This window comes from Lysinibacillus parviboronicapiens (assembly GCF_003049575.1).
Classification (GTDB): Bacteria; Bacillota; Bacilli; order Bacillales_A; family Planococcaceae; genus Lysinibacillus; species Lysinibacillus parviboronicapiens.
Map to the genome: position 1 here is coordinate 237,405 of NZ_PYWI01000003.1, position 13,559 is coordinate 250,963.

A 13,559-nucleotide genomic window follows, 5' to 3' on the forward strand; every position below is an offset into this window, starting at 1 on the left:
ACCCCAAGACTGACCCCTAAAAGTTAGATACGGTTATTTCATTAGGCAGCTTAGGTAAAATGAATTCGGTATTGCACTGGACTCATTTTTAATTTTGCCTTAATCCGTTTCGTATTATAGTAATTGATATATTTTTCTAATGCTATTTTAAAATGCTCTTTACTTTCAAATTCCTTCATGTAAAGGAATTCAGATTTCATTATTCCAAAGAAATTTTCCATAACAGCGTTGTCGTAACAGTTTCCTTTACGAGACATACTTTGAACAATCCCTCTTGATTCTAAGACGCGACGATATTTCTTCATTTGATAGTGCCAGCCTTGATTGGAATGCATAAGTAGCTGGTGGTGCTCAGGTAAACGTTCCAACGCTTTGTCCAACATGTCTGAAACAAGTGAATAGGTTGGTCTAGAGCCAATTGTATCCGTGATAATTTCTCCATTAAATAAATATAGCTTTTCTCCGAATGATTTAAACTCTGTGATATCCGTTACCCATTTTTCATGAGGTGCCTCAGTCGTAAAATGACGGTCTAAAATGTTTGGCGCAATTTTGCCAACTTTTCCTTTAAGATTTATATTTTTTCATACGTACAACACACTTTAAACTCAGTTCTTTCATGATTCGTTGCACTTTTTTATGATTTACTTTTTGCCCATGATTCACTAGCTCGTCACGAATACGACGATAGCCATAACGCCCTTCATGTTCTTCATAAATCGCCTTTATTTCTGCTTTTAAATCGGCATCTGGATCTGGTTGATTCATACGTTGTACTAAATCATAGTACGTACTTCGTGGAATCCCAGCGACTTTTACGTGCTTTCACCGAATATTTATGCCTTAACGCATAGACTACTTGTGCTTTGTCCTGTTTGGTGATTTTTCCTTGTTTTGAACTAAGGCATTCAACTTTTTTAAATACTCATTTTCCATTTCTAGTTGTTTAATACGTGCTTCAAGTGCTTCGGTAGAACCTTCAATTGGTGCTTGTTTCGATTGTTTATTGAATTCTTTTTTCATGGATGGACGCCCCTTTTTCTTTGATTGAAGGGCACCTAATCCTTGTGTTTCATATTGCTTTCTCCAAACACTAATTGTTGAAGGGGCAGGTATCTTAAAAATCGCTGCCGTTTCGATTAAGGACGTACCATTTTCAATCATAAAATTTAGTACACCCATTTTAAACTTTAGTGTGTAATTTGTATATGGCTGAATAAAAGCTTCAACACCATTGTATTCATATTGTTTAACCCATTTAAAAATTGCCTTTTTATCAGCCTCCAAAGATTTAGCTATTTTATTAGCACTTTCATTTCCATTTAAGTAACGCTCAACTGCCATAGAAAAACTGCACCTCCAATTGTTAGATGGTCTAACAATTGGGGCGCAGCTCACTTCAGACTATAAAATCTTGGGGTTTTCTTATGCAAAATTATTTCATTCCAGCAGTGCGACGACGCAAGAAGTACACTGCACCTAAAACAAGAAGTAAACCAATTAGTGTAAGCACTTTTTGATCTGCTCCATCTGTTTGTGGAAGCTTGCCTTTCGTGTTTAATTGCGCTTCCAATTGTTTAGCTGTCGCTTTGATCTTGTCAATATCAAGAGACTGCGCTACTACTGCCTGATCCTCTTTAGATAAATTATTAAATTTATTGAGGAAATCCTTATACTCATCTAACGTGTCTTTAGTTGCCGTAGAAGGATTATATGGCGGTAAGTTTTTCCCTTGGTCAATGATATCTTGTACGGATGGTTTAGACGTTTGTGGTTTTCCAGGTGTCACTTGCTTTTCTGGATCAACAGATTCTTCCGGATTTGTTGATGGATTTTCTGGATTCACTGGCTTCTCCGGTTCCGGTGTTGGATTTTCTGGATTCACCGGCTTCTCTGGATCTGGTGTTGGCTTATTTGGATCCACTGGCTTTTCTGGATCTGGTGTTGGCTTACTTGGATCCACTGGCTTTTCCGGATCTGGCGTTGGCTTACTTGGATCTACTGGCTTTTCTGGATCTGGTGTTGGCTTACTTGGATCCACTGGCTTTTCTGGATCTGGTGTCCAACCACCACCTCCACCTGTTGATGTAGGTTTTACTAGTGCTGAACATGTACCTTTTACTGTAAACGAGCCAATTAAACGACTTCCCTCATATACACGATACGTACCTTGTTTAATAGTTTTGTTTGGTAAGACAATTGTTCCTGCTACACTAGTTGTTAGAATTTCATTGTTGTTTGCATCTTTAACACTGTTATTAGCTGCATCTTTTATTGTTATCTTTGCATTCACAAGTGGTGTTCCAAATTCCGTTTGTACGGTTAATGTAAAAGATGGGCATGTAGGTGCTGCTACTATTTCTGCCTCACAATTTACTGAATACTGAACTGTTATTTGGCCAATGAATAATTCACCTTGATATACATTGTACTCACCAGAAGGAATGTCTGTAGAAGGTATATTAATTTGACCTAATTCATTTGTCGTTTTGTTAGTTACAATAGTTGCTCCTGTTGTATCTTTAATCGATATATTGTTAACGTTAGCGCGGACATGACCATTTTCATCTTTCACCGTTAATGTAAACTGTGGACATGCTGGCACTGGTTGCACTGTTGCTTCACAATCTGTAGTTACTGTAAACCCTCCAACTATTTTTGCACCATCATAGACCACATATTTTCCTGGTTCCAGATTTGTAATTTTCACTTTCCCCTCTTGATCAGTAGGGTTAATAGTTTGTGTAATGTTAGTATTTGTATCTACATTTTTAATTGTAACTGTCACACCTTCACGTGGTTTACCATCTACATCATTCACAGTTAATGTAAACACAGGGCAAGTAGGTGCTTGTTTTACTTCTGTTTCACAACCATTTTTATAACTAACTACTACTTCGCTAAGGAATTGTTTGCCTTCATAAAGATCGTACTTTCCTGATGGCGTATTTGGCAGAACTTTGAATTTACCATGCTCATCAGTCGTTGTTGAGATAATCACCTTCCCTGCCTTATCCTTTAATGTCACTGCTACATTTGTACGTGGATTATCATCCTTGTCTTTTAATGTAATTGTGAATTGTGTGCATGAATTAGTAGGCTGTAATTCAGCCTGGCATTCGTTCATACCGTATTTTACAGTCACATACCCAAGTTCTTCAGTTCCATCAAATACTTTATATGCACCTGCTTTAACCGACTTAGAACCTTCACGTGGGATAATTACTTTCCCCTCGCTAGTAGTGGTTCCTGTAAATTTCACATTGCCCTTCTCGTCTTGTAATGTGATTTCTTTATTTACCACAAGTTCACCATCAACATCTTTGATAGTTAGTGTAAAGTTAGGACACATTTCTCCAGAATTAACAATTTTAACATTTTCTACTTCAGTGACTTTATCCGGTACTACAATGGAATCAGTGGTTGCATCCAGTTTAAATTGTTGATCGTCCATTTTTGAATAACCGTTAGGTGCCGCAACCTCACTCACATAGTATGTGCCGTAATTAATGGAATTGAATTCAAAGTAACCATCAGCATCAGCAATTGCTTTAGCAATGACATATACATTACTTCCTACTTTTTTGGTTAATTCAAACTCTACGCCAGCAAGTGCATGCTTTTCACCTGTTGCTGGATTAAGCCCTACCTTCTGTAATTTTGCGTTTCCTTTTGTTAATTGGAAATCTGTATCTGAGCTACTGAAACTGAAAGCGTTCTGTTTATCTGATCCTGTTTCTTGGTTTTTACTTGTCGCATCATTAAATGTTATTTTTGCACTATTGCTAAACTCTTGACCTTTTTGGCCTAATCCAATTGTTTTGTACTGGACTTGATAGCCTTTTTTCGTTAGGTCACCAAAGTTAAGTGAAAAGCCTCCCGTCACTTTATCGTAATCTACTGTTACACCAAACTCGGATGGGCTCTTCCAAGTCGAAGATGAACCTTCAGAAATACCTGTTGCATTCAACACATAAGGTCGAATCTGAATAGAATCTGGGATAAGTATTAAATTACCAGATGGTGTATCTGTTAAGACGACATTTTTTAAAGTAGAATGTGATTTATTTACATCTATTTTCCAAGTAATTGTTTGGTTACTATTATTACCTGCCGATGTGATATTCTTCAATAATAAATTATTCGCTACATCCACCTTCACTGATGCTGTTAGTTCATAAGTTTTCGTCTCGCCCAACGTTTTAAATGTAGCTGTATTCGTATACGTGTCACCTTTTTCATTAGCATTATTCGATTCAATTCCTAAAATATGATTGGAATCCTTTGTTTTATACTCGATAAGGTACACATTATTGTTTGTTGCTGCATCTAAATTTTTGAATCTTAGCGTGTAACTCTTGTTATCTTGTGCAACCGTTAAATCATACTTACTAGGGTCTAATATGTTTCCTCTCGTCCCAGCATTATCATCACCTGTTGTAAGTGTATACTGATAGACAGTAAATGACGTATCGTCGATTTCATGCCCATCACCCAGTACATCAGTTAATAGTGCTCCATTAATATCTTTCTTATTAATATTCACTTTAACTTCCCAAGTGAATTCTTGATCTAAATAGTTGAATTCCCCTGATTTGCTACCATTATTTTGAGTTGTAGTGGTAGGTGTATAATCAGCTTCTTTCGTTATTTCATATGGCTCGTCACTAGTCCACTCAGCTGTAGCTGTATTGCCGTATCCACCATCTACAACAGAACCATCGTCTGCAATAGCAAAAGATGTTTTATAGGTAATTATCGCTGTTTGACCTTTGGCAATAGTACCACCTGTTAAAGTGAACCCTTTGCTTACATCGTGTTCATCGATAAGCGCAATCGTGTGCCCCGTCATATTACTTACAGTAATACCGTTAGCTCCACCAACAAGCGTATGCTTCCCTTTTTTATTAGCTGTTTCAAACGTATCGACGATTTTTAATCCGTTCATAGCTTTATTATCGGCCGTTACTGTTATCGTCCAAGTAATTTCTTTTGTGTCAAAGTTTACGGAACGTGATTTTGTTAAAATGTTTTCTGTCATTGTGTGAGGCGCTGTTTTTGTAATCGTTCCATTTGTCACTGTATTCGTTAACTTTTCGCCATTCCCAGTATAAAAATCTTTCTCGTAAAACGCATCATACGTAATTTTATAGGCTTCTGTTACTGGGTCATCAAAATTTAGCTCAAAGCCATCTGTCATCTTCTTGACGGAGTAATTACTAAATTCAATAGGCGTTCCAATTTCGTTGCCGTTTTCATCTACCTGCACTTTGTATACTATAATAGTATCTGTATCAATTTTATGTGAGCCTGGTAGGGTGTCTTTAATAACAGGGTTATCAATTTTCACTTCATTATAATTATATTTAATCTCCCATGAAGATTTATAGTTATTCCCTGTAATAAGACCTTTGGCAAGCGCATCACCGTATTTGATTTTCTGTGTCGCAACAGGCGATGTTTCTGAACTACCATTATTTAATGTGACCGTATTATTGAAAGATTTTTCTCCCTCTGGATTAATCTCAATTACTTTTGTTTGATAGTTCACTTTATAAGCATATTTACCGTTTAATGAAATATCATCAAAATTAGCATTTTCTAGGTAAGTGGGGTTTGCTGTATCCTCTTTATACCCATTTAAACCCATTTCATATTGCGTCACTTGTACAGAGCCTGGTACAACTTCATGCATTGCGCTATTGCTAACACTCGTATTATCCGTTAGAGTAGCACCATTTAAGTCCTTGCCAGCTCGGTTAACCCAAACTTCCCAATCGATGATTCTTTCGCCGTTTACAGATTGAACACCTTTACTTTCTTTTGAAATCTTCTGATTGCTTGTTGATGGAAGGAATGTAATTGTAACGGTTTCCTCTCCACCTTTCCCATCGGGAATAACTACTTCTTGCTCTAAGCTATCACCTTGTAGATTAAAGCCTGATTCAAATGTGGCAATAAGCTTTACATCACTACCTATTAAATTTGGATCCGTAATGGTTTCATCTAATTTAACAGTGACTGTTTGACCAACTGTTGCGTAAGAAAACGCTGGATTATTTGGACCTGCTGCCTTAAATCCCTGGAAGTTTTTTTGGTAGTCTATAATAGACGCTGGTAAATTAAACGTAAAGTAATCTCCCGCTGCATGCGTATTCTCTAAGTTTGCTGTAAATGTGAATGTAATAGTTCCTGTTTGACCTTGTTGGAGTTCTTTGTCATAAGATGGTGCTGTGACTTTTTCTCCATCAATTAGCATTTCAAAATCTACTGCTGTTACAGGGATTTCTTGCGGTACACCAGCATTCTCGATTGCCGGCACATCTGTAGGTTTTGGTAAAACTGCATCATTATCCACACCCTCTGTCGGTGGGTCGTTCGCTTCTGTTACAGTGTCCTCTCCCTCAGTTGTTGCTTCACCATTACCATTTGTCTCAGGATCAGTTGAAGTTAAATCATCCGGCTTTTCTGGTGTTTGTTCACCTGTAGCCCCTTCTTCCACTGTCCCTTCACTCGTACTAGTACCTTCAGTGGTAGTAGTAGGTGCAGGTGCTCCACTTTCTGGTGTTGCTGTTGGTGTTTCTTCAGGATTTTGTACCGGATCAGTTGTTGCTGGAGGAGGATTTAGTTCGTCCGCAAACACTGCAATCGGCGATAGCACGGTTTGGAACACGAGCAACAATGTAATGATTGCTAAATTTAATTTTTTCATGTTTCTCTCCTTTTTAAGTTCAGAGAGCTACCTGTTGATGTTTGTGACGACGTTGCATCCTTTCTGAATCTAGGAAAGGTATGCTACAAACAATAGGTTTGTCTCTCTTCCCTTCAAATACTCGTCGTCCTTGCGGATACATCAAAAACAGTCCTATACGCGGTAGACTATCATGGTGACTTTTTATGCTGTATATAGGCAGTTGCATGTATCCAAATTAACTGGTGTGACGCCAAAATAATGGGCCTCACCCCCTTTTAGATTTTAGATACATTATAGAAAACGGCACTGAACAAATTCTAAACAATTCCACTTTTTCATTAATAAATTCCTATAGTAATTTGTAATACTTCTATTCGCTATGTATTTATATAATACAAAAAGCACTACATCAGTACTCAAAATGAGTATGATTAGTGCTTTTTTGTTACTTTTGTATGAGCGAAAGTTTAGTTCCCTACATGTACTATACATTCTTTATTCATTAAAACTTTTTTTGGCGATTACAAATTATGTCATCGTCCTTGTAATAGTGTTAGTATTTGTTTCTTCACAATCGAATGCGTACTGCTATCTTCTAAAAAATCGCGGGGAAAGTATACTTTATGGTCGCGCTTCATACGCCCAGAAATAGAATCAACAATTATGGATTCTCGTGATAGTTCACGTAATTCTCCATTTTTCATTTCCAGAAAAATAGGGACACGTACTTCTTCCTCTCCTGGTCGATAAAAGTCATAAGGTAAATCAGCGGTTGTATCATGTACAAGGTAGTATTCGGGATTTAAGTCCGCTTGCTTAAATAACTCTTGTAATTTTTGATATTTTTCCAGTTCCACACCCGGATCTAAGTCAATGTATTGAAAAAGCTTTCGATTGACAAAACGACGACTTAAGTCACTTAAAATAGCATCTTCCTCTTGCATCCACAATTGAAAATACGTAAAAAGAATACTTTCATCTAAGGCTAAATAATCCTCTAACGTTATTGTGTTACGGAAGAAAGCTAAAAAGTGCGTAGGTTCGTGCTTAAATTTGTAGCCTACCATACTTAATTGCTTAGCTCTTTTTAAAATATTATTTAAAATGACCTCCGCACTGCGTGATACAGGGTGGAAATAAATTTGTAAGTACATTTGATAGCGACTCATAATATAATCCTCTACCGCATGCATACCGGTTGCCTTAATCACTACCTGATTTTTGCGTGGACGCATGACCCGTAAAATACGCTCCATATCGAAATGTCCGTAGCTCACTCCTGTAAAATAGGCATCTCGTTGTAAATAATCCATTCGATCAGCATCAATTTGGCTAGAAATTAAACTCACAACTTGCTTATTTGGATAAGTTTTTTCAATTACTTGTGATACTTTCTCTGGAAAATCCCCTGCAACTTTTTTTAGTACGGCATTGACTTCTGTATCACCAAGTAATATTTGTCTTGTAAAAAATTCATGATCTAGCTCAAATACATTTTCGAAGGCGTGTGAAAAAGGACCATGCCCTAAATCATGTAAAAGGGCTGCACAAAGCACAAGCAATCGCTCGCTCTCATCCCAATCTGGGCGACCTGTAAAAATATCATCAACAATGCGGCGCACAATTTCATAAACACCCAGTGAATGACTAAAACGGCTATGCTCTGCTCCATGAAAAACTAAAAACGTTGTACCGAGCTGACGAATTCTGCGCAATCGTTGAAATTCTCTTGTACCGACTAGATCCCAAATCACTTGGTCTCGTACGTGTACATAACGATGAACTGGATCCTTGAATACTTTCTCTTCTTGCAACTTTGCGTTAGCATATTGTGTCATTTGTACAGCACCCCCATTTCGTATTTCTTCTATTATATGCAATACTTGTAGGACTAGCATATACATTACTCTGTAATTATAGCGACTATCAACCTAATTCAACGTATTATTGACGTAACCTAGGTTTCAATCGGCCTCATAGGAAAGCCTAGTACATCAAAATATGAGAGATAAGGACTTTATTAAGAATTATCTTGTCATCAATACACAAAAAACTACCTTCAACGATGTGAAGATAGCCTTTTATTACTTACTTTTCAATTTCGCTAGAACTTTTTCCATTAGCTCTTCTTCAGTGAGTGCAGCAACAGGGCGACTATTTACAAAGGTAAATGTTTTTTTACGACCTGGGCCACAATAAGAATGACAGCCAATTTCGATGGTTGCATCAGGATCGATTTCCTTTAATTTTGGAATTAACGTTTTTAAGTTAACGGCCTGACATTCATCGCAAACTTTAAATTCGTTTGCCATTTTGTCAACAACCCTTTCTATATAGTATTTTTTCAATAATAAACGACTCTAATGTACGTATGACATTCACATATTTAAGTATGTAGCATACACACAAACCTACAACGGGTATTGTATCGCACTTTTCACCTTGTATTCAAGCATAATTCCTTCCACATAGATGAATAAAAGGTTAAAAGATTGGTCATGCTAGACATAAATAAGTAGTACCAAATTAAGGTGGGAGGTTTTTTAAATGAGTAAAGTAAGACAAGATGCTTGGTTAGAAGAGAATGATGAATTATTGGCAGAGGCGGTAATCCGTCATGTCACGGAAGGTAGTACACAGTTAAATGCCTTTGAAGAAGCTGGTGACGCACTGAACCGTACTGCTGCTGCATGTGGTTTCCGTTGGAATGCTGTTGTTCGGAAGACTTATGAGGAACAATTAGCTGAAGCAAAAAAAGAGAGAAAAGAGAGAATGCGAGTATTAGGTGCTCCTGCAAGACGCCGTACATCTAATATTTTTGCAGTAAGTGGTAGTCATACAGAAAGCAAGTCAATTCCACTGTCTGCACTATCTCTTGATATTGTTATAGCGTACTTACTACGTTTACAACATTCTGGTGAAATAGGTAATGAGTCTTCGAAATGGCGACAACTTGTCCACGTAACATCTGAGAAAAATAAAAAACTAGAGAAGACAATTACACAGTTGGAAGAAGAAAACAGATCTATTCGTAGAGATTATGAGCAATTTGTGCAAATTATGAACCGTGCTAGACGACTTGTAACACTAGATGAAGAGGAAGAATATATTGCTCCTGTTTTTAAAATGGAGAAAAACGGCAATCTAGTTACTAGCAGTCCGTATCAAAATGAAAACGGCGATGTGCTAAGTTAGCAGCATCGCCTTTTTTTATGGATGACAAGCTAGTTTAAAATTTACTTTGGTTCTAGCATTTTTGCATTTCGTTGTAAAACACGTTGTAAATAAAATGAATATAACGTTAATTCCTCATCATGGAAGGGTTCCATATGAACTTCGTGGGCTAAATCGTGAAGTATTTGCTGTAAGCGAATAACAACAGCGTCAACTGTTAATGAAGCATCTACGAGTTCGCTTAAGGAGGCCATAACTGATGGCACAATTTGTGGATACGCAAACTTTGTTTCCTCTCCCTGTAAGCTGACCTCATAAAAATCGCGAATAAGGGCCGCTCGTTTTGCACCGCTTCCTTCAATACATAAATAAATTTGTACGGCTACGCCTTGGCGTAAGCGTCTCTGTGAGATTCCGGCAAATTTCTTCCCTTGAATACTTAAATCATAGGAACCTGGGCAATAGGAGCCCACAATTTCATAGGCTTCAATTTTATCCGCAGCTTCAGGAAATAATGCCTTTACAAGAGCTACCATGACATCATAGCCAGCATCAATGCTCAGTGCTTCTGTTTGTTCGGATAAAACAATTGAAATATTAAGGACACCTGTATCAAGAGCAACTGCTAGACCACCAGAATTACGGACTATCGGATGATAGCCACGAGCCTCCAGCACTTTCATGCCTTGTTGCACATATGGCAAACGATGATCTTGAATCCCTAGCACAACTGCCGCATCATGTACCCATGTTCGTATAGTTGGTGGGGATTGAAGTTGGCCCACTAGTTGACATAAAGTATCATCTGTTGCAAAAGATTCAAGGGGCGAGTTATATTTCATGCTGATAGATTGATCATAAAAACGCCAAATCGGTTGTTGTAAAAATCTGTTCATTTACTAGAGCTCCTCTATTTACATCTCTTCTCTTTAGCATACATTATCTATTGAAGGTGTCAAATTGGTGAAATCACTATCATGAACTTAGGGATTTAGAGCAAACTATGATAAACTAAATGTGAATGATTTTCATTTATAAAGGAGTGTTTTGAATAATGAATGAAGCAGCAATTACTTTAGATGGTTGGTACGCTTTACACGATTTCCGCTCAATTGACTGGGCTTCATGGAAACTAGTTTCTGTTGAAGAACGTCAAGCAGCAGTCGAAGAATTTATTGCTTATTTAGACAAATTGAATGAAGCAGACGTTGCTAAAACAGGCGCTCATGCATTTTACGCAATTGTAGGTCAAAAAGCTGACTTTATGATTATGACATTACGTGAAACAATGGACGAGCTACAAGAGATTGAAGCTGAATTTAACAAATTAGCAATTGCTGATTTTACAATTCCTACATATTCTTATGTATCTGTTGTGGAGCTTTCCAACTATTTAGCTGGCGATTCAGATGAAGACCCATACCAAAATCCACATGTACGCGCACGCTTATACCCTGAACTTCCACGTGCTAACTATGTCTGCTTCTATCCAATGGACAAGCGTCGTCAGGGCGATGATAACTGGTATATGCTTTCAATGGACGATCGCAAATCGTTAATGCGTTCTCACGGTATGATTGGCCGTGGCTATGCTGGTAAGGTGAAACAAATTATTACTGGTTCTGTTGGTTTCGACGATCACGAATGGGGCGTAACATTATTCGCAGACGACGTATTACAATTTAAAAAATTAGTCTATGAAATGCGCTTTGATGAAGTTTCAGCTCGCTATGGTGAATTCGGTGCATTCTTCGTTGGTAACTTACTTGATAACGAAAAATTAGTGAAATTCTTAACAGTATAATTAGAAAAATACATGCTTGTCGAAAAGAACGTCATGTCTTTGTGCAACTCATTCTTATGTAATTGCCGTGAGCGTTAATAGAGACATTGAACGTGCCTGTGCGACAATATTGCAAATGAAAAAGTGAGTCCAGATAACTGGACTCACTTTATTTAGCTTTAGGCTTCATTCTCCTCGCCGTTCTCCGATTCTAAAATTAAAATAATTGTATGAATAAAAAATCCCGTAAGTACCATAAGAATAATTAAATACCAATTATATGGCTGATGATAGTACTCCGCTATTCCAATAGCCAAGAATGCACTTACGAAAATTGCTACAAACATACCAAAAATACGCATTGTAACACTCCTTCATGAAAGCAAAGATAACTTTCCACATTAGTATGTCACAATTCTTTTTCAATATACTTGCGAAGTTTAAGTATCGTTAACTTTAAGCACATAAAAACAACAAAAAAGGCCATCCCTCTACGATGGCACTTTTTTGCTTTGTTGATGTTAATACCCAAGAGACACAGTCTCAACAATAACGACCTCAATCGCTTGCCTACAGCGAGTCTTTCATGAGCTTTCGTCTTCTACTTTCAAAATTAAGATAATCGTATTAATGAAAAAACCCACGATAATGATTAAAATGAATAGATACCAATGGAGTGGCTGACCGTAAAAACTACCTAGCAAAAATGCCAGCACTGCACTTAATAAAATACCAACCCATACACCAATCCCCATCTCTTGTCACCTCACATGTATGCAATACACATGCAAATTATCTATCTCAGGTTCCCCCAAAATCTACTTACCCTATATTTACCCAAGTTTTTTTTAAAAAAAATCTCTTACTGTCGACATCTCTAGCCTGTATGCAGACTACTCATTCATACTAATATATGCTTAATATTTTCAAAACGTGAATTTCTTTCTCACCAAAATTGAACATGTCTACAATACCTTCCTGCATATACTGTCTGCGAGGAGGTATGAAAATCGCTGTTATAAAAACGAATGATGCGCAGACAGCTCTGCTTGCTAGGCTTATGCGTGCCGAAGCCGAAGGTGATGGAGAATTAGGTATGCTCATGGTCGGCAATGTTGGCGTCAATCGTGTCCGAGCAGATTGTCTTGATTTTGGTGATATTCGAACGCTTGAGCAAATGGTTTTTCAGCGTCCTGGGGGCTTTGAAGCAACAACAAAAGGCTATTTTTATCAACGTGCACGGTCACAAGATATTAAATTAGCGAAAAGAACTATTCAAGGTGAAAGATTTCATCCAGCTACCCGCTCTCTTTGGTTTTTCATGCCTGCGGGTGACTGCCCTGCGCAATGGTATGGTCAATGGAATACAGGTCGTTTTAAATCGCATTGCTTTTTCTCGCCAACTGAAAGTGATTGTCCACAAATTTAATTGAAAGAAGGTTGTTACTTATGATGCCTTACTATTGGACACCAACAACACAGCCACAAATGACACCTCCACCAGTGACGCTTCCAAGCGGACGGCCCCCTGGACGTGAGGAATCGTATATTGAAAACATTTTACGTTTAAATCGGGGTAAGCCAGGTACTTTCCACTTTTCCTTTGAGCACGCTGTAGAACAAGGGAAGAATACAAAGACCGTACGAGGTGTAGTAGAAGCTGCTGGACGGGATCATGTTATTTTACGTGAATTGAAATCCAATCACCGTTTCTTATTCCCAATGATCTATTTTGATTTTGCCGAATATGATGAGGAAATGTCTTATTTTAATCAAAATCCATAATCGAGTAGGAGGGAGTGATTAACTCCCGACCTCTCACACCACCGTACATACGGTTCCGTATACGGCGGTTCAATTAAGATGAATAACGCAAAGTTTCGTAACGAACTTGCAGACTTTTCAGCC

The 13,559-nt window shown here is 37.7% G+C and carries 10 protein-coding genes and 1 pseudogene; 4 read left to right on the forward strand and 7 right to left on the reverse strand.

Features of this window, described 5'->3' with window-relative positions:
• Positions 1–50 precede the first annotated feature (50 nt).
• The 4 genes and pseudogenes from C9J35_RS05380 to C9J35_RS05395 all read right to left on the reverse strand — a co-directional run bounded on the left by C9J35_RS05380 (position 51) and on the right by C9J35_RS05395 (position 9,006).
• Positions 51–1,344 (reverse strand): annotated as a pseudogene (locus C9J35_RS05380) (IS3 family transposase).
• A gap of 91 nt (positions 1,345–1,435) precedes the next feature.
• Positions 1,436–6,712: a collagen binding domain-containing protein gene (locus C9J35_RS05385; RefSeq protein WP_107923703.1), complete on the reverse strand. Its 5,277-nt coding sequence runs from the start codon at positions 6,710–6,712 to the stop codon at positions 1,436–1,438.
• A 515-nt stretch (positions 6,713–7,227) separates the two neighbouring features.
• Positions 7,228–8,532 carry an HD domain-containing protein gene (locus C9J35_RS05390; RefSeq protein ID WP_107923704.1) on the reverse strand — a complete coding sequence of 435 codons (1,305 nt, stop codon included), beginning with the start codon at positions 8,530–8,532 and terminating at the stop codon, positions 7,228–7,230.
• A 246-nt stretch (positions 8,533–8,778) separates the two neighbouring features.
• Positions 8,779–9,006: a YuzB family protein gene (locus tag C9J35_RS05395; RefSeq protein WP_107923705.1), complete on the reverse strand. Its 228-nt coding sequence runs from the start codon at positions 9,004–9,006 to the stop codon at positions 8,779–8,781.
• A gap of 235 nt (positions 9,007–9,241) precedes the next feature.
• On the opposite strand from C9J35_RS05395, the gene C9J35_RS05400 reads away from it, so the two are divergent.
• Positions 9,242–9,889 carry an RsfA family transcriptional regulator gene (locus C9J35_RS05400; RefSeq protein ID WP_107923706.1) on the forward strand — a complete coding sequence of 216 codons (648 nt, stop codon included), beginning with the start codon at positions 9,242–9,244 and terminating at the stop codon, positions 9,887–9,889.
• Positions 9,890–9,930: 41 nt separating this feature from the next.
• Here the strand turns inward: C9J35_RS05400 and lipL are convergent, their stop codons facing one another.
• A complete protein-coding gene (lipL, locus tag C9J35_RS05405; RefSeq protein ID WP_054767345.1) occupies positions 9,931–10,764 on the reverse strand; it encodes an octanoyl-[GcvH]:protein N-octanoyltransferase in 834 nt (277 codons plus the stop codon).
• Positions 10,765–10,922: 158 nt separating this feature from the next.
• On the opposite strand from lipL, the gene hemQ reads away from it, so the two are divergent.
• Positions 10,923–11,672 carry a hydrogen peroxide-dependent heme synthase gene (hemQ, locus tag C9J35_RS05410; protein WP_107923707.1) on the forward strand — a complete coding sequence of 250 codons (750 nt, stop codon included), beginning with the start codon at positions 10,923–10,925 and terminating at the stop codon, positions 11,670–11,672.
• Between the two features lie 158 nt (positions 11,673–11,830).
• Here the strand turns inward: hemQ and C9J35_RS05415 are convergent, their stop codons facing one another.
• Positions 11,831–12,013, reverse strand: coding sequence for a hypothetical protein (locus C9J35_RS05415; protein WP_054767344.1), 183 nt, complete (start codon positions 12,011–12,013; stop codon positions 11,831–11,833).
• Between the two features lie 222 nt (positions 12,014–12,235).
• Complete coding sequence (locus C9J35_RS23510) at positions 12,236–12,406, reverse strand: hypothetical protein (RefSeq protein WP_167395924.1); 171 nt, start codon at positions 12,404–12,406, stop codon at positions 12,236–12,238.
• Between the two features lie 248 nt (positions 12,407–12,654).
• Here C9J35_RS23510 and C9J35_RS05420 point away from each other — a divergent pair, with 248 nt between their 5' ends.
• Positions 12,655–13,080, forward strand: coding sequence for a cell wall hydrolase (locus C9J35_RS05420; RefSeq protein ID WP_107923708.1), 426 nt, complete (start codon positions 12,655–12,657; stop codon positions 13,078–13,080).
• A gap of 20 nt (positions 13,081–13,100) precedes the next feature.
• Complete coding sequence (gene gerQ, locus C9J35_RS05425) at positions 13,101–13,436, forward strand: spore coat protein GerQ (protein WP_107923709.1); 336 nt, start codon at positions 13,101–13,103, stop codon at positions 13,434–13,436.
• Positions 13,437–13,559 lie beyond the last annotated feature (123 nt).